The sequence below is a fragment of the Pandoraea sp. XY-2 genome (assembly GCF_004193915.1).
GTDB classification, from domain to species: domain Bacteria; phylum Pseudomonadota; class Gammaproteobacteria; order Burkholderiales; family Burkholderiaceae; genus Pandoraea; species Pandoraea cepalis.
The window spans coordinates 3,399,491-3,417,460 of record NZ_CP030849.1 but is presented as its reverse complement, the minus strand read 5'-3'; the positions used below and the strand labels follow the sequence as shown (position 1 = coordinate 3,417,460).

9 protein-coding genes and 2 pseudogenes are annotated in these 17,970 nt (G+C 64.8%); 5 read left to right on the top strand and 6 right to left on the bottom strand.

Features of this window, described 5'->3' with window-relative positions; genetic code table 11:
• Positions 1 to 167: 167 nt before the first annotated feature.
• Positions 168 to 1,127 (top strand): LysR family transcriptional regulator, encoded by a 960-nt coding sequence (locus DRB87_RS15365; RefSeq protein ID WP_130026516.1) that lies wholly within the window; start codon positions 168 to 170, stop codon positions 1,125 to 1,127.
• A 15-nt stretch (positions 1,128 to 1,142) separates the two neighbouring features.
• On the opposite strand, the gene DRB87_RS15360 is transcribed toward DRB87_RS15365, so the two are convergent.
• Both DRB87_RS15360 and dbpA read right to left on the bottom strand, forming a co-directional pair.
• Positions 1,143 to 1,754, bottom strand: coding sequence for a hypothetical protein (locus tag DRB87_RS15360; RefSeq protein WP_017231799.1), 612 nt, complete (start codon positions 1,752 to 1,754; stop codon positions 1,143 to 1,145).
• Positions 1,755 to 1,829: 75 nt separating this feature from the next.
• The gene (gene dbpA, locus DRB87_RS15355) at positions 1,830 to 3,242 is read right to left on the bottom strand and encodes an ATP-dependent RNA helicase DbpA (RefSeq protein ID WP_026131565.1); all 1,413 of its coding nucleotides are present in this window, start codon (positions 3,240 to 3,242) and stop codon (positions 1,830 to 1,832) included.
• A 141-nt stretch (positions 3,243 to 3,383) separates the two neighbouring features.
• Here dbpA and DRB87_RS15350 point away from each other — a divergent pair, with 141 nt between their 5' ends.
• Together DRB87_RS15350 and DRB87_RS15345 are read left to right on the top strand one after the other, a co-directional pair.
• Positions 3,384 to 8,444, top strand: a complete 5,061-nt coding sequence (locus DRB87_RS15350) for an NAD-glutamate dehydrogenase (protein ID WP_130026515.1) — start codon at positions 3,384 to 3,386, stop codon at positions 8,442 to 8,444.
• A gap of 236 nt (positions 8,445 to 8,680) precedes the next feature.
• Positions 8,681 to 9,900: pseudogene (locus tag DRB87_RS15345) on the top strand (MFS transporter).
• A 15-nt stretch (positions 9,901 to 9,915) separates the two neighbouring features.
• On the opposite strand, the gene DRB87_RS15340 reads toward DRB87_RS15345, so the two are convergent.
• On the bottom strand, positions 9,916 to 11,526 hold the full coding sequence (locus tag DRB87_RS15340; RefSeq protein WP_240756011.1) for a PLP-dependent aminotransferase family protein: 1,611 nt from the start codon (positions 11,524 to 11,526) through the stop codon (positions 9,916 to 9,918).
• 261 nt (positions 11,527 to 11,787) lie between these two features.
• On the opposite strand from DRB87_RS15340, the pseudogene DRB87_RS15335 reads away from it, so the two are divergent.
• Positions 11,788 to 12,512 (top strand): annotated as a pseudogene (locus DRB87_RS15335) (GNAT family N-acetyltransferase).
• Between the two features lie 186 nt (positions 12,513 to 12,698).
• Here the strand turns inward: DRB87_RS15335 and DRB87_RS15330 are convergent.
• The 3 genes from DRB87_RS15330 to DRB87_RS15320 all read right to left on the bottom strand — a co-directional run bounded on the left by DRB87_RS15330 (position 12,699) and on the right by DRB87_RS15320 (position 17,079).
• Positions 12,699 to 13,991, bottom strand: a complete 1,293-nt coding sequence (locus DRB87_RS15330; protein WP_130026514.1) for an NCS2 family permease — start codon at positions 13,989 to 13,991, stop codon at positions 12,699 to 12,701.
• 91 nt (positions 13,992 to 14,082) lie between these two features.
• On the bottom strand, positions 14,083 to 15,123 hold the full coding sequence (locus DRB87_RS15325; protein WP_130026513.1) for a porin: 1,041 nt from the start codon (positions 15,121 to 15,123) through the stop codon (positions 14,083 to 14,085).
• Positions 15,124 to 16,239: 1,116 nt separating this feature from the next.
• Positions 16,240 to 17,079 carry a metal-dependent hydrolase gene (locus tag DRB87_RS15320; protein WP_130026512.1) on the bottom strand — a complete coding sequence of 280 codons (840 nt, stop codon included), beginning with the start codon at positions 17,077 to 17,079 and terminating at the stop codon, positions 16,240 to 16,242.
• Between the two features lie 156 nt (positions 17,080 to 17,235).
• Here DRB87_RS15320 and DRB87_RS15315 point away from each other — a divergent pair, with 156 nt between their 5' ends.
• Positions 17,236 to 17,886 (top strand): TetR/AcrR family transcriptional regulator, encoded by a 651-nt coding sequence (locus tag DRB87_RS15315; protein ID WP_240756010.1) that lies wholly within the window; start codon positions 17,236 to 17,238, stop codon positions 17,884 to 17,886.
• Positions 17,887 to 17,970 lie beyond the last annotated feature (84 nt).

The window sequence follows — 17,970 nt, the reverse complement described above, 5'->3', positions numbered from 1 at the left end:
GGCGTGGGAGGGTGGGGCCTCGCGGCCGTGTTTCCCCCACCTTTGCTACGCAGTGTAGGGCGAGAAAATTCGGTAACCTATGCGGATTTGAGGCAGCATATGTCTTTTGGCTATAGGGTCGGCACCGCCGCCGATCCACTTTCCGCGACACGGGGACGACGTCAGGCATGAAATTGCGGCATATCGAGACGTTTCGCGCAGTGGTACTGACGGGCTCGGCCAGCGGCGCCGCGCAATTGCTCAACGTCTCGCAACCCGTCGTCTCGCGCGTGTTGCAGCATGCCGAACAGCAACTCGGCTTCAAGCTGTTCGACCGCGTCAAGGGTCGGCTCGTGCCGACGGCCGAAGCACGTCGCCTCTACCCCGATGTCGAACGCATCTTCAGCGATCTGGAACGCCTGCGTACCACGTCGCGCAATCTGCGCCAGCATGGCGTGGGTCATCTACGCATTGCTGCGACACCGAGTCTTGCGCAGAGCCTGTTGCCTGCCGCCATCGAGCGCATGCGGCGCGCGCATCCAGACGTGGTCTTCGAACTCATTACACACCACACGACCGAGATGATCACGGCGATCCTCACCTCGTCGGTCGACGTGGGCATCGTGTCGGCCCCGCCGATGGCGGCCGGCATCGTGAGCCGTCCGGTGGCGCAGGGGCATATTGTGCTGGCGGTGCCCGCGGCGTGGCCGAAGCTCTCGCGACGCGGGCCGGCCAGTGCCGATGCGCTCGCTGGGCGCGATCTCATCAAGCTGCACGACGACACACCGCTCGGTGCCCTGATCACCGAGCGTCTGGAGCAGACCGAGTTGTTGCAGGACGCCGAAGTGATGGTGCAGACCTATTCGCTCGCGGCGGCGCTTGTCGAGCACGGTCTGGGCTACGCGCTGCTCGATCAATTCACGGCGGCCAGTGCCCATGAGCAGGCGCAGCGCCTGTATCGCGTGGCTCCGGCCATCGAATTTCCGGTCGAGATGTTGCGACCGTCGCATGAACCCGAGTCGGTGCTTGCCGACACCCTGCGGCGGCATCTGGCGGACGTGGCCAGCGAACTCAGCGCGCGGGCCGAGGCGTTGTGCGAAGGGCGCGAGATCGTCCTGGCGCCGGGCAAGGACGTCGACGAGCAGTAAGCGTGCCGGCAGGACTCACCGGCAGCCGGGCTCGCTCTTCACTTCGAAATAGGTAAACGGTTGCGGCTGGAGCTTGCCGGCCAGCGACGGATAGTTCGCCTGCACGAAGCGCCGCGCACCGGCCATGTCGAATTCGGTGCGCAGCCAGAGCTTGCCGTCGTGGCTATCGAGCATCAGCGTGCCCGCGTAGATCACATCGCCCCGCTGAACCTGCACCGTTGGCACCTTGCGGCCCTTGCAATAGCGAAAGCGATAACTCTTGTCGGCCGGCGTGAATTCCATCGGACCGAAGCGCTCGTTGCGCATGAGCGGCGAGACGCGCATGGCCACGAAGCCACGCGTCGGCGGATTGCTGTTGAGTGTGCGCGTGACCTTGCCGCCGACGATGCCATTCACTGTCTGTGAGAAGTCCGAGTAATTCCACGGGCCCCAGGTGCTTTGCAGTGGCGTGTCGAGGCCAACGATGACGATCGCGTACTCGTCGAGCGTGTCTTCGGTGAGGACAGGGTTGGGCGGCACGCCCTGGGTGCTGCAGGCCGTCAGCCAGCCTGCGGCAAGCGCGGCGAGTGCCGAACATCGCGCACGGCGCGCGACAGGAGAGAACCAAAGGGTACGCAGTGACCTCATTGCAGCCTCCTTGCCGCGCGCGGCGCGCAGGGGACGATCCGAAAACGGCGGCGGATGTCGGGGTCTGACCCGCCCTTAATCCTGCAGGAATCTTACCTTGACCTTGCGGCCCTTGACGCGGCCGTCGGACAACTTGCGCAACGCCACCGGGGCGATGTCGCGCTCCACCGCAATATACGTGAAGTTATCCAGAACGTTGATTTTTCCGATCTGGCTGGCGGCAAAGCCGGCTTCGCCGGTGAGGGCGCCGAGTACGTCGCCCGGCCGGATCTTGTCTTTCTTGCCGCCCAGCATCTGGAGCGTGACCATTGGCGGCAGCAGGTGCCCGCCGCCTGACGGCGTGAGTTCCTCGAGCTTGTGCCACGGCACTTCGTGGCCCAGCGCCGCTTCGAGGTTACCCACGCGGCCCATCTCGTTCATGCTTGCCAGGCTGAAGGCCCAGCCCGCTTCGTCGGCGCGGCCCGTGCGGCCGATGCGGTGCACATACACCTCGGGGTCGGGCGTCACATCGACGTTGATCACGGCTTCGAGTTGCGTGATGTCCAGCCCGCGAGCGGCCACGTCGGTGGCGACCAGCACCGAGCAACTGCGGTTCGCGAACTGGATCAGCACGAGGTCGCGCTCGCGCTGCTCCAGCTCGCCGTGCAGCGTCAGGGCGTGAAAACCTTCAGCGCGCAGCACGTCGGTCAGATCGCGGCATTGCGCTCGCGTATTACAGAACGCGATGGTGCTGACCGGCCGGAAATGATCGAGCAACTGGCCCACGGCGTGCAGACGTTCCTCTTCGCGCACTTCGTAGAAGCGTTGGCGAATCTTGCTGGCGTCGTGCTTCTCTGTCAGACGAATTTCGCGCGGCGTGCGCAGCAGGCGCTGTGCGAGCTTCGCGATGCCCTCCGGGTAGGTGGCGGAGAAGAGCAGCGTCTGGCGCGAGGCGGGCGTTTGACGTGCGACCGTGGCGATGTCGTCGAAAAAGCCCATGTCGAGCATGCGATCGGCTTCGTCGAGCACCAACGTCTTGATCCCGGCGAGCGAGAGCGTGCCGCGCTCCAGGTGATCCATGATGCGGCCCGGCGTGCCGACGACCACGTGCGCGCCGTGGGCGAGGCTTTCCGCCTGCGGACGCAGCGGTGCGCCGCCGCAAAGCGTCAGGATCTTGATGTTGTCTTCGGCGCGCGCGATGCGTCGCACTTCCTGCGCCACCTGCTCGGCGAGTTCTCGCGTGGGGCAGAGCACGGCGGCCTGCACCGCGAAATCGCGGGCATCGACACGCTGGAGCAGGCCGAGCGAGAATGCGGCGGTCTTGCCGCTGCCGGTCTTGGCCTGAGCAATGAGGTCGTGCCCGGCGAGCATATCGGGGAGCGACGCCTGCTGGATGGGCGTCATCGAGACGTAACCCAGCCGTGCGAGGTTCTCCTGCATGGCAGGCGAGAGCGGCAGGCTCGAGAAGGGGGCGCTGTCGGTGCGCGAATCGGTGGCTTTTGAGTTCATGCGCAATTATACCGGGCCGACCGGGGCCGCCGGGGTTGGCGCCGACGCGGGGTTAGGGATCCCGCCGTTGCCAGTCCGGGGCCGCCGGGCGTAGCATGGCTTTGCTTGTCGATGTCTCGTCCATTCCCGCAGAGGTTGCCCATGCCTGTGAATCCGGAAGAGAAAGTCCGCCAGCATATGGCGGAAGTCGTCGCGATGGCCCGTGAGCGTGCGCCCGACGTGGTCGCGCTGTTCGAGCCCTTCGTGCGGCATTACTACGGTCTGGCCGATGCCGAGGACGTTGTCTCGCGCAGTGTCGACGACCTGTATGGCGCGGCGATGGCGCATTGGCAACTCGGCCAGAAGTTCGTCAGCGGCGAGCCGCGCATCCGCATCTACAACCCCACGCTCGATCAGCATGGCTGGCATTGCAGCCATACGGTCGTCGAGATCGTCAACGACGACATGCCGTTTCTCGTCGATTCGGTGACGATGGAGATCAACCGGCAGGGGCTCGCACTGCACTCCGCGTTTCACCCGGTCTATCGCATCAAGCGCGACGGCGCGGGCAAGCGCCTCGCCGTGTCGCCAGGCGGTGGCCTTGGGCAGCCGGTGTCCGCGGGCGAGCGGGTGACGGGCGATCACGGTGATGGCGGCGATAGCGGCAGTAAAGGGGAGAACGGCGTGAACGGCGGCGACGTCGGGGCGCTGCTGGCGTCGGGCGCGACGGCGCAACGGGCGGGCGATGCGAGCGCCGACAGCGGCCGCTTCGAGTCGTATATCCACATCGAAGTCGACCGATTTTCCGAGCCGGACCGCATTCAGGCACTGGCTGACGGATTGCAGCGCGTGCTTGGCGACGTACGCGCGGCGGTCGAAGACTGGCGAGCGATGCAGGCGGCCGCGCATGCGGCCATCGAGTCCCTTCGGCAGCGGGCCGGGCAAACGAGCGTGAGCCCGCCGGAGCGCGTGGAGATTGACGAAGCGCAGGCGTTTCTCGACTGGATGCTTGCCCGGCATTTCACGTTCCTCGGTTATCGCGATTACGCGCTGGTCGTGCGCGACGGCGAGCACTACCTGCAAGGCGTGGCGGGTACGGGGCTTGGCGTATTGCGCGAGGCCCGCCGCGATGCCAGCACCCCCGACGAGACGCGCCTGTCGCCCGGGGCCATTGGCGTGGCCCAGACGAGTACGCCGATCTTTCTGACCAAGGCCAATTCGCGGGCGAGTGTCCATCGTCCCGGCTATCTCGATTACGTAGGCGTCAAATGCTTCGATGCGCAGGGGCGCGTGTGCGGTGAGCGGCGCTTCCTCGGGCTGTACACGTCGAACGTCTACATGGTGCCCGCCGACGAAATTCCGCTCGTGCGACGCAAGGTGGCCGAAGTGATCGGGCGCACCGGCTTCCTGCCGAACGGGCATCTGGCCAAGACGCTCGCGACGATCCTCGAACAATATCCGCGCGACGAACTCTTTCAGATCGACGTCGATCCCCTGGCCAATATCGCGCTGGGCATTCTGCGATTGCAGGAGCGTCAGCGCACGCGCCTGTTCGTGCGGCGCGACCGCTTCGATCGCTTCGTCTCGTGCCTGGTCTTCGTGCCGCGCGAGAAATTCAACACCGATTTGCGCGTGCGCGTGCAGAACTTGTTGCAGGCGGCGTATCACGGGACCAGTGTTGAATTCACGCCGCAGCTCTCCGAGTCGATGCTCGCGCGCATTCACATCACCGTGCGGACCGAGCCGGGCAATGTGCCGGATGTCGATGTCAACGAACTGGAAGCGCGCATCGTCGAGGCGACCCGCCGCTGGCAGGACGATCTGTCCGACGCGCTGCGCGAGCAGTTCGGCGAAGAGCGCGGCACGCGCGCACTGCGGCGGTACGCGCAGGCGTTCCCCGCGGCGTATCGAGAAGACTACGCCGCGCGCATGGCGGTGCGCGACGTCGAGTTGATCGAGCCGCTGTTGAGCGTCGGACACGCGGTGCCGGCCGGATCTCCCGACGCCACGGCGCTGGCCATGCAGCTCTACCGGCCGCTGGAGGCCGCGCCCGGCACGCTGCGCTTCAAGATCTACCAGGCGGGCGAGCCCATCGCACTCTCGCGCAGCCTGCCGATGCTCGAACACCTCGGCGTGCGCGTCAACGACGAGCGCCCCTATCGAATCGAGCCGGCCGACACCGGCGTTGTCTGGATGCACGACTTCGGCATGACCAGCCTCGACGGCGCGGATGTCGACCTGGAGAATGCCCGCCTGCGCTTCGAGGAGGCGTTCGCGCGCATCTGGGCGGGCGACGTCGAGAACGATGACCTTAATCGGCTGGTATTACGCGCCGGGCTGACCTGGCGTGAAGTCCGCATTTTGCGCGCCTACGCGAAGTACATCCGCCAGGTGGGCTCGACCTTCAGCAATGCGTACATTGAGAACGCGCTGACCGGTAATCCGTCGATTTCGGGCATGCTCGTGCGGTTGTTCCTGGCCCGCTTCGATCCGGGGCTGGCGGCGCAGGTTCGTGCGTCGCAGGCGGAGCGGCTACGGGCGCAAATTCACGCGGCGCTCGAAGATGTTCCCAACCTCGACGAGGATCGCATCCTGCGTCAATTTCTTGGCGTGCTCGAAGCGACCTTGCGCACCAATTACTTCCAGACCGGCAAGGACGGCGTAACGCAGAAGACCTATCTGTCGTTCAAGTTCGATCCATCGAAGGTACCGGGCTTGCCGGAGCCCAAGCCAATGTTCGAGATCTGGGTGTATTCGCCCCGCGTGGAGGGCGTGCATTTGCGTGGAGGGCGTGTGGCGCGTGGTGGCTTGCGCTGGTCGGATCGCCGCGAAGACTTCCGCACCGAGGTGCTGGGTCTCGTCAAGGCGCAGATGGTGAAGAACACTGTCATCGTGCCGGTCGGTTCGAAGGGCGGGTTCGTGGTGAAGCAACCGCCATCGCCAGGCGACCGGGATGCTTATCTGGCCGAGGGGGTGGCGTGCTACCAGACATTCCTGCGCGGGCTGCTGGATCTGACCGACAACTACGTCGACGGCCAACTGGTGCCTCCGTTGCAGACCGTGCGCATCGACGGCGACGATCCGTATCTCGTCGTCGCGGCCGACAAAGGGACGGCGACTTTTTCCGATTACGCCAACGCCATTTCGGCGGAGTACGGATTCTGGCTCGGCGATGCCTTTGCGTCCGGCGGCTCGGTCGGCTACGACCACAAGAAGATGGCCATCACGGCGCGCGGCGCGTGGGAGTCCGTCAAGCGGCATTTCAGCGAGATGGGCGTCGACACACAGACGCAGGACTTCACCGTGGTGGGTATCGGCGATATGTCGGGCGATGTCTTCGGCAACGGCATGTTGCTCTCGAAGCACATCCGGCTCGTGGCTGCGTTCGACCATCGACACATCTTCCTCGACCCCACGCCCGATGCTGCAACGTCGTTTGCCGAGCGCGAGCGCCTGTTCCAATTGCCGCGTTCCAGCTGGGCCGACTATGACACGCGGTTGATTTCGGCGGGCGGCGGCGTGTTCCCGCGCACGGCCAAAGCCATTGCGGTCTCTGCGCCGGTGAGGGAGCTGATCGGCACCGAGGCCACGGAGATGGCACCGAACGACCTGTTGCGGGCGTTGCTGAAAGCGCCGGTCGATCTGCTCTACAACGGCGGCATTGGCACGTACGTGAAAGCGAGCGCCGAGACGCACGCGCAGGTGGGCGATCGTGCCAACGACGGCTTGCGCGTGAATGGCGCGGAACTGCGTTGCAAGGTCGTGGCCGAGGGCGGCAACCTTGGGCTGACGCAGCTCGGGCGCATCGAATACGCGCAGCATGGCGGTCGCATCAATACCGACGCCATCGACAATTCGGCCGGTGTCGATTGTTCCGATCACGAGGTCAACATCAAGATTCTCTTGGGCCTGGTGGTGACGGACGGCGAGATGACACTGAAGCAGCGCAACACGTTGCTCGCGGAGATGACCGAGGAAGTCGGCACTCTTGTGTTGCGCGACAACTATTTGCAGACGCAGGCGCTTTCACTGGGCCGCTTGCGAGCGGTGGCGTCGCTCGACGACGAGACGCGCTTCATGCGGTACCTGGAGCGGGCGCAGCGGCTCTCGCGCACCATCGAGTTCCTGCCCGACGACGAAACACTTGACGCGCGGCGTGCGTCCGGCGCGGGGCTGACCTCCCCCGAACGCGCGGTCCTCATGGCCTACAGCAAGATGTGGCTCTACGACCTGCTGCTGGCAAGCGACCTGCCCGACGCCGATTTCGTTGCCGACGAACTGCCGTCGTACTTTCCCAAGCCGCTCACGAGCCGATGCGGCGCGGCGATGTGGCGTCATCCGCTCAAGCGGGAAATTCTCGCGACGATGCAGGCCAATGCGCTCGTCAACCGGGCGGGGGTCACGTTTGTGCATCGACTCAGCGAGGAAACCGGCGCTGAGCCGGCCGACGTCGTGCGGGCCAGTCTGGCAGCGCGCGGGGCCTACGACCTCGACACGTTGTGGGGCGAGATCGATGCGCTTGACGCGCGCGTCTCGCACGAAACGCAGGCCTCGCTCTTTGCCGCGATTGCGCAGTGGCACGAACACGCCACCCTATGGTTCTTGCGGCGGCGTGTGGCCGACGTGCCACAGACGCTCGAGCGTCTGCGCGCCGTGCTCACGCCCATCCTGCCGACGCTGGACACCCTGGTCAGCGGCGCGGCCGCCGATGACGCGCGGGCCAGATGCCAGACCATGATCGATGCGGGCGTGCCGCCGGTGCTTGCACAAACGGCCGCGGGCGTCGGCGCGCGGGTGGCATTGCTCGACATTGCCGAAGTGGCGAGCAGCAGCGGGTGCGAACCGTCGCTGGCCGCGCAGGTGTATTTCGCCCTCGACGCACCGCTTGGCTACGGTTGGCTCCAGGCGGGGGTGCTCGGCCTGCCGATGCAGACGCACTGGCAGCGCCTCGCGCGGGCCACCTTGCTGGAAGAATTGTCGGTATTGCGGCGACGCCTGACGGCGAGCGTGCTGGCGGGCGGCGAGGCGGTGCGCGATCCGGGTAATGCCGGCGAGCCAGCCGACGCAAGCTCGGCGGGCAAGCGCGTCGCCCACTGGGAGACGTTGCATGCGGACGCACTCGCGCGCTACCACCGTGTGCTGGCCGATCAGGTCGCGGCCGGTAACGCCGACCTGGCCATGTTGTCCGTGAGCCTGAAAGCGCTGGCGGAAGTCGACCGCTGAGCCGACCAGGACGGCCACCCCCGGGCATCCTGGGAGCCGTCCGTGCGGTCGCGGGCCGGTAGGCGACGGGCTGTCGTCGGACGCCGTCGCGGGGGTATTTTTAAGCGTTTACACAAAAGACATGAAACCGCGTATGATCCGGGAAAACCCTAGGATTGAGTTGACCTGCGCGGATGCTTGCCCGTCGCGTGGGGTGGCGCGTCCTGGGGTTTCGTCGATTCCTGAACTCCTGCGCAATGCCCAACGACACCCGCCCTGCGAACCCACCGTTCGCCACGACGCTGCAGATCGTCTCCACCGTGTTCTTCACGTTCCTCTGCTATCTGACGATCGGATTGCCGCTCGCGGTGTTGCCGTCGTTCGTGCACGTCGATCTCGCTTACAGCTCGGTCATTGCCGGGTTGGCCATCAGCGTTCAGTACCTTGCGACGTTGCTCTCGCGCCCTTACGCAGGGCGGACTGCCGACGCCTGGGGCCCGAAACGCACCGTGTTATGCGGGTTGGTGGCTTGCGGCGCCTCCGGGTTGCTCGTGGCCTTGGGCGGTGTGTTTTCCGGCGTGCCGTGGCTGGCGCTCCTCACGCTGATTCTTGGACGTCTTGTGCTTGGCTTTGGTGAGAGCTGGGTGTCGACGGGCGCGATCATGTGGGGCATTGGCCAGGTGGGTCCGTCGCACACTGCACGCGTCATCTCATGGAACGGCGTGGCAACCTACGGCGCGCTTGCGCTGGGCGCGCCGCTTGGCGTTGCACTCGACAATGCGTATGGCATCCAAGTACTTGGCGCGGCGATCGCGCTGGCGGGCGTCGCTGGTCTGCTGCTCGCGCGCATGAAGCGTGCGACGCCGGTCATCCATGGAGAACGTCTTGCATTCCGCGCCGTGCTCGGTCGCGTGTTGCCGTTCGGCATGGGGCTTGCGCTGGGCTCCATCGGTTTTGGTGCCATCTCCACGTTCATTACGCTTTACTACGCAAGCCATCACTGGGACAACGCGGCGCTGGCGTTGACGGCGTTTGGCGTGTGCTTCATGGGCGTACGACTGCTCTTCGGCAGCAGCATCGGGCGCTTCGGCGGCTACCGTGTGGCCATGACGTCATTCACGCTCGAGGCGTTCGGCCTGATCGTGCTCGGGATCGCGCCCACGGGATTCACGGCGTTGCTCGGCGCGGCACTCTCGGGCGCGGGGTTCTCGCTCGTGTTCCCGTCGTTGGGCGTGGCGGCCGTCAATCTGGTTCCGGCACAGAACCGGGGTGCGGCACTGGGGCGTACTCCGTCTTCCTCGATGTTGCGCTTGGCGTGACCGGACCGGTGGCGGGCCTGATCGTCGGGGCTTACGGCTATGCCGAGGTCTACCTGTGTGCATCAGTGGCTGCGGTGGCGGCCGTCTTGCTCACGCTATGGATGGCGCGAGCCGAGCAAGCGCGCGACGCCGACAAGAAAGCCGTGCAGACGGCGTAAACGCTGGCGGCGGGGTCAGTCGGCCGCCACTGACGCCAACGTCGCCCGCTGCTGCGCCGCGACAATCGCGGCGAGCCGCTGGATCAGGCCGGGGATGCGTGCCGCGTCCGTATCGCCGTAGCCGATCACCAGACCGTTATCCGCGGGTTGCGGATCGAGTGCAAAGCTCGACAGGGCGCGGGGGCCGATGCCTTCGCGCTGCGCAGCGGCCACGATTGCCTTGTCCGGGAATGCGGGATCGAGCCGCACCGTCAGGTGCAGGCCGCAGCGCTCGCCAATCACCGCATACGCCGGGTCGAAGTGCGTAGCCAGTGCGTTGCGCAAAGCCGTCTGACGTTCCCGATACAGCCGTCGCATGCGACCCAGATGCCGTGCAAACTGGCCGCTGCGGATGAATTCCGCCAGTGCCAGTTGTTCGAAGCGGTGACCGCCGCGCAAGAGTTCGTCGAGGGCGTCGCGGGCTTGCGCGGCGAGCGCGGTCGGAAGAATCAGAAAGCCCAGGCGCAGCGCGGGAAACATCGTCTTGCTGAACGTCCCCACATAGACAACGGGGGCGTTGGCCACCATCCCCTGCATCGCGGCGATCGGTTCGCCTTGATGGCGAAACTCGCTGTCGTAATCATCTTCCAGAATCCAGGCGCCGTGGCGCCGCGCCTGCGCGATCAGATCGAGGCGGCGCGAGGCCGACAGCACACTGCCGAGCGGATACTGATGCGACGGCGTGACATACACCAGTCGCGGCGGCGAGCGTTCCCACTGTCCTTCCGGAATCACGATCCCCTCATCGTCGACGCGCAGTGCGTGAAGTCGAACATCGGCCGAATGGAAAGCGGCCTTCGCGCCGCGATAGCCTGGGTCTTCCATCCACACCGTATCGCCGGGATCCGTGAGCAGGCGGCCGCAGAGAATCAGCGCCTCGTGGGCGCCTTCCGTGATCACGACTTGCGACGCATCGCAACGCACGCCGCGCGAGATCCGCAAGTGCGCGGCAATGGCGTCTCGCAGCGCGGGTTCGCCGAGGGGATCGCCGTAGTGATAGTGACGGGGTTGGGCTTCACGCATGACGCGTTCGAGCGTGCGTCGCCAGGTACTGATGGGAAAGCGCGTGAGTGCGGGAACCCCGGGCGTAAACGGCAGGGGCGTCTCGTCGGCGCGGGCGGCGTGGCGCGTTGCGGGCAAGCGTTGGATGCGGCGTGAGGCGAGTGGTGTTGGGGGATCGTCGGGGGCGTTTGGGGGCGTCGCCCCTGGGTCTGTTGCTTTCGGCGTCCTGGCGCTGGCGGTACGTGCGGCGTTGGCGGCGAAGTGTGGATCGAGAGGGAGTTGGGCGACGCGGGTGCCGAGCCGGTGGGGCACGATAAAGCCTTCGGCGGCCAGTTGGTCGTAGACGATCGAGACCGTGTTGCGTGAAATGGCGAGATCTTCGGCGAGCGTGCGCGAGGCGGGCAGACGGGCGCCGGCGGGCAGGCGGCCTTCGAGAATGGCGTGTTTGAGGCGGGAGAGGAGTTGTTTCTGAAGCGAGGTGCCAGCGCGCCCGAGTCCGGTCGTCAGGGGGCTGTCGAACAGTGCGGCGACGTTCTCCGGAGCAGGATCGAGGGTGCCGGGACGGGATTTCGGGAAGGCGGGCATGGCGAGAGAGGGGGAGAAGGGGTGTTCAGGGATGACCGTGGGCGTGTGTGGCCGGACCGGCGCCCCGTCCCGCTGCGAGTTGGGTCACTGTCTGAGTGGCGGGGCGGGGTGCCGGTCTGGCTTACCGAGCGGTGGAGTGAGTATGTGGCGCCATGAGATTATCAACGTGTGGTGCTTTTCATCGTACCACTGAGGCGATACTTTAGACGTCATGACTTGCGTGTTGCGCCAACTTCCGGAGATGAGCGAGAGATGAGCGAGATGACTGACGCCCCGAATTTCAACGAATACGACCAGCCTATCGGTGCGGCGCTGCCGGACTGGAAGTCGAGAGCGCAGCCGCCGCGTGCGCCGATCGATGGGCGTTACTGCCGGATCGAGCCGATCGACGTGGAGCGTCATGCGAATGACCTGTACGAGGCGTACGCCAGTGCCGCGGACGGTCGCGACTGGACATACATGAGTGGGGGCCGTTTCCGGATTTCGACAGCTACTACGCGTACGCGACCAGGATGGCGGCGTCCAGCGACCCGTTGCATTACGCGGTCATCGATCGGGAGACGGGGCGGGCGGTGGGGACGTTGGCGCTCATGCGCATCGACGCGGCGAACGGTGTGATTGAAGTCGGGCACGTGGCGTACTCGCCGTTGCTCAAGCGCACGCGTGCTGGCACGGAGGCGCAATACTTGCTGATGCGTCGGGCGTTCGACGAGTTGGGGTATCGCCGATACGAGTGGAAATGCGACGCGCTCAATGCCCCGTCGCGGCGGGCGGCGGCACGTTACGGGTTCACGTTCGAGGGCATATTCCGTCAGGCGATCGTCTACCGGGGTCGCAGTCGCGACACGGCGTGGTTCTCGATCACGGATGGCGAATGGCCGGCCGTCAGCCGGGGGTTCGAACAATGGCTTTCGCCGGAGAACTTCGACGCGCAGGGCCGCCATCGTACGGGGCTTGCCGAATTGATTTCGGCGGCGAGGGCGTGAGCGGCAGGTGAGGTGGGTAGCGCGAGGCGGGCGACAGCGGGAGCCGCGCGAACGCCAGCAACTGCGACAACTGCCGCGACGGTGGCGACTGCGGTGACCGCCCCCCTTCATTCATTGGCATCCAAAAGCAAACGGCCCGCCGGGGATGCTCCGGCGGGCCGTCACGCTATCGGGACATCGTCTCGATCAGCTCGGGAAGAACGCGTACTTCAGCACGAAGAGTACGGCGATCACCCAGGCGGCCGGGTGGACATCCTTCGCACGGCCCGTGAAGAGCTTGAGCACGGCGTACGAGATGAAGCCGAAAGCCAGACCGGTGGCGATCGAATACGTGAACGGCATGGCGAGGGCGGTCAGGGCGGCCGGGGTGGCTTCCGTGATGTCGTCCCACTCCACGTCGAGCAGCTCGCGCAGCATCAACCCGGCCACGTAGAGCAATGCCGGTGCGGCCGCGTAGGCGGGCACCGAACCGGCCAGCGGCGCGATGAACAGGGCGAGGATGAAGAGCGCGGCAATCGTGAGCGCGGTGAGGCCGGTGCGTCCGCCCGCCTGCACACCCGAGGCGCTTTCCACGTAGGCCGTCGTGCTGCTCGTGCCCAACAGCGAACCGAAGAAAATCGCAATCGAATCGGCGAAGAGCGCGCGGCCGAGGCCCTTGTAGTGCGTACCTTCGAGCAGGCCGGCTCGCTTTGCCACGCCCATCAGCGTGCCCGTTGCGTCAAACACTTCCACCAGCACGAAGGCCAGAATGACGTGAGCGAAGCCTGCATGCAATGCGCCCGGGATGTCGAGTTTGAGGAACGTCGGGGCGAGGCTCGGCGGCATGGCGAAAACGCCCTGGAACTGATTCAGTCCCAACACCATCGAGAGCACCGTCACGGCCAGAATGCCGATCAGGATCGCGCCGCGAACGCGCAGGGCGTCGAGCACGGCAATCAGGAAGAAGCCGAAAATCGCGAGCAGGGCTTGCGGGGCGTGGAGATCGCCCAGGCCGATCTTCGTTGCCGGATTGGCGACGACCACGCCGGCGTTACCGAGCGCGATGATGGCGAGGAACAGACCGATACCGGCGGCGATGGCGCATCGCAACGATTTGGGTACCCCGGCAATCAGCCAGGAGCGTATGCCCGTCACCGTCAGAATGATGAACAAACAGCCTGAGATGAACACTGCCCCCAGGGCTTGCTGCCACGTGTAGCCCATCGCGCCCACGACCGTGAAGGCGAAGAAGGCGTTCAGCCCCATGCCCGGCGCCATGCCGATCGGGTAGTTGGCGATGAAGGCCATCACCACCGAGCCGATCGCGGCTGCGAGACACGTCGCCACGAACACGGCGCTCTTGTCCATGCCCGTCGTGCCGAGAATATTGGGGTTGACGAAGATGATGTACGACATGGTCAGGAAGGTCGTGAGACCCGCCACCATTTCGGTGCGTACGTTGGAGCCATGCTCCTGGAGTTTGAAGAATTTGGTCAGCAACGTGCTCTCCTTGTGCCTTTGTTATGCCGTTGTCCGTGTGCCGCGGGGGCGCGCGCATTGTACTGTGCGCGAGTCCGTGCAGCGGAGTTTCTCAGAACTTGGTTCGCATGCCCAGCCCAAAAGTATTCCCGGCCTCCAGCCCGGATACCTTGTCGTTCAGGTAGGCCACATAAAGATCGGTGCGCTTCGAGACGTTGTAGTCATAACCGACGGCCCAGGTATTCCGGCTGACGTCGTTCTGGCCAGAATTCTTCGTATAGGCGTACGACGCGATCGCGCTGCCTGCGCCGAGCGGCACCGACACCCCGAACTGAGCGCCGTTCGACGTCAGATTGCCCCCGGTGATCGTGTTCTTGATGTACTGATATTGCCCGTAGAGTTTGACGACGTGAAAATCGTAAGTCAGGCCAGCCTGGAGCGCTTGCTGATTGCGAAAGCCGGTGATGCCGGCCTGATCGTCGGGCGTTGAATCGAACTTCACTTGCTGATACGCGAGCGTGGCGGCGAGCGGGCCGTGAAAATACATCGCGGCGGCGCTCCACTTGTTCTGCCCGGTCTCGCCGGCTTTGTTGCCGAAGGCATAAGACACGCTGGCCCCGAGCCCCTTGTAATCCGGCGTGGCGTACATCACGGCGTTGTTCCATCCCGAATCACCGACGATGCCTTGACCGGCGAGGCCAAGGAACGTGTGATAGACCATCGGGCTGAACGTATACGAGTCAACGAAGGGGTTGAACAGAATCGTCGAGACGAAATACGACGTGGTAAGTCGGCCCATCGTGACCGTACCGAGCGTATTCGACTGTAGGCCGACGTAGGCATTGCGGGAAAAGAAACTGTCGCCGGTGAAGCGTCCGTAATGTCCGGTTTGCGGCAGGAAGAAGTCTTCCAGCGCAAAGATCGCCTTGAGACCGTCGCCGAGATCTTCCGTGCCCTTCATCCCCCAGTACGACGTGGACATCCCGCCGCCGGCCTGCGTCCAGGCGCGTTCGCCGCCGGGCGTTTTGACCGCACCGGCCCAGGCGTCGACCTGACCGTAAAGCGATACATTCGATTGCGCGTGGGCGACGCCCGCGGCTCCGCAAACCGCGAGGGCAAGCGCGCCCCGCAGCCAACCTGCTGCCTTGCTCATGACTGTGTCTCCGTCTCGTTTTGATTTATGCGTGCCTCTGAACTTCGCTTCTCACCGAAGGGTGCAAGGGGCACGCCTGAGTCATTGACACACTGACTTCACGTTGCGCGGATATCGGTGCTGCTTTGAGGTGTGATTATTATTATCAAGATGCCGCTTGTGGCATATCACTCGGCGTTGATACTCGGTATTCCGTTGTTGGGGTGACGCTTCACCCTCGCACCCGGCTGCGGTCGGTCGTCGGGCCGGTACCCGTTTTCGTCGCTCCACGAAATTCGCTTTGGAAAACGGGTACCGGCCCGACGACTCGAAACAAGCCAATCCATCGTCGCAACCTCCCCATCCACCCACCCCGCCACCATCGCCAACCCCACCGTCACGACGACACCGCCGCTTCATGCGCGCAGGGTCTCGCCGACCGTCCCCACGTGCTGCGCATCTGCTGGTGACGGTCGGCGAGACCCTCGACATCGCATCAGTACCTCGCCTCGCCCTGTCCACAACGGCCATGGCTACCGACGACGCTGCAACACAATGCGTCCAACCAGCCCATGCTTCAATTCGTGCCGACATCGCATTACCAGGTGCGGTTAAGTGATTCGGTGTGGGCCTGATCAGGGAGAGAAACAGCGCGCGGAGACGACATCACGGTACCCGGCGTGGCCAAGTGTTTCAGAGTGGGCCTACTCAGGGCGAGAAAGAACTCACGACGAAGACATCACGATGCGGGCGTGGCGAGGTGCTCTGGACGCATCCAGACGGAGCGTGAAACATTTCGCGACGACGTCACGAAACTGGGCGTAGGGAAGTGCTTGGGGGATGGCGAGGCTCTCGACGATCGTCACCAGCAGATGCGCAGCACGTGGGGACGGTCGGCGAGAGCCTGGGCGCATGAGAAGACGGTGTCATCGTGACGACGAGGTGGGGAAATGCGGCGAGGTGGGGGCGTGGGGGAGGGGGCGACGATGCGTGGGCGCGTTTCGAGCTGTCGGGCCGGTGCCCGTTTTCCAAAGCGAATTTCGTGGAGCGACGAAAACGGGCACCGGCCCGGCGGCCGACCGCAGAGGGATACGAGGGTGAAGCGCCCGGCAGCAGGAACCGAGCATCGAGTAAAAATCAGCGAACCGCTCGCCAGTTGGCCTGATGCGCCGCCAGCCACTTTTCGGCGAGCGACGGATCGCCGTGTCGGTTCGGATGAAACGAAGGCGCGAGGTACTTGAGCATTGGTCCGGTGCTACGCCAGACGACACCATCGCGGCCGAAGAACATCGTGGCGAAACCCCACCACGTGCGGGGCTTGAAGAGGGTGCCGTCATGCCAGAGATTATTGATCGTCTGCGCGTGGCTCTCTACTGCAAACATGAACAGCACGTAGAGATACGTGAGGACGCGTTGGCGTTCGCTGCCGCCTAGAGCGCGATAGAGGTCGAACGCCACCGCCTTGTGCTCCGTTTCCTCGGCCGCGTGCCAGCGCCACATCAGGCGCATCTTCGGTTCGGCCTTCGCGAGCCAACGGTCGTAACGAAGGGCCCCGTCGCCGAATACCGCCGTGCAGTGCTCGTAGGCGGCCGTCACGGCCAGCATGTACATCGGCGAGAGCTTGCGGCGGCGCGCCCACTGAATGCGTGTCGTCGCCCAGTTCTCCCAGTGATTGATCAGTCCCTGCTTCGCCAATTGTGCGTTGTACTGACCATGCAGGTGCCGATGCGTCGCTTCCTGTCCGATGAACTGGGCGATGTCTGCCCGAAGCGTGTCGTAGCTCGCATCGTCGGGCAGGCGATCCATCGTGTCGCGCACCGAGTCGATGAACGATTGCTCGCCGACCGGGAAGCTCATCGACAGCGCGTTGTAATACATGGTGCGGTAGGCGTCGCCGCTGTGCCAATGACGCTCGAAGCCATCGGCCAGATCGACAGTCAGTTTGCGTACGGTCAGGGCAGAAAGGTCGTGGCCCATGGTGTCTTGCCTCCGCGGCGATGTTGAGGGATTCGCGGCGCCTGAGTGGCGCGGCAGGCGTGTTGCGTTGCCTTCTCTTGAGTTTTTCGGCGAATGTGAGCATTATTCATTTTTCAGGCGCTTTGCCGCAACTCGCTTCCCGCTCAGGTTTTCAATATGGCCACACCCAAGCCGCCCGCGACCCAAAACGCCCCGTCCGCCATGCGAAAGCGGCCGATGCAGGCACGGGCGCAACACACCGTCGAGACCATTTTCGAGGCCACCGCTCAGGTTCTCGACGAAGAAGGCGAGGCGGCGCTCACGACCAATCGCATTGCCCGCAAGGCCGGCTTCTCCATCGGTACCCTGTACCAGTACTTCCCGACCAAGGAAGCGATCCTGCTCGCAATGATTGCGCGCGAACGGCGCCGGGTGATGGACGAACTCAACGAGCGCATCGCCCGTGCCGCAGAAGAGGGCGCCGACCCGGAACGCGTGATTCGCGAGCGATTGCGGGTGCTCATCGATGCCTTCGGCGCAGGCGGGCGCGTGAAACGCTCGCTCATCAAGATGGCGTGGCAGCTCGATCACCATGAGAACATCATGCAAGCCATGCGCGAGGCGGCCGAACATATCGCCGTCGCCATGTCGCGGCGCGACGCGCCCGAAATGCGTCCACCCACCGCCGCCACCGTCTTCGTGCTCACACGGGCCGTCATGGGCACGCTGCGCTCGGCCGCACTGGAAGATTCCCCCTTGCTTGGCACGCCGGAGTTCGAGGACGAACTTTACCGGCTGTGCTGGGGATTGTTGCGCGCCGAGGGCTAAGGCAAAAAAAGCTGGCATATGCCAGCTTTTTTGTGAGGACTGCCGGGCGATCCTTGCAGACCGCCCGTCGTTTGACCTAACTCG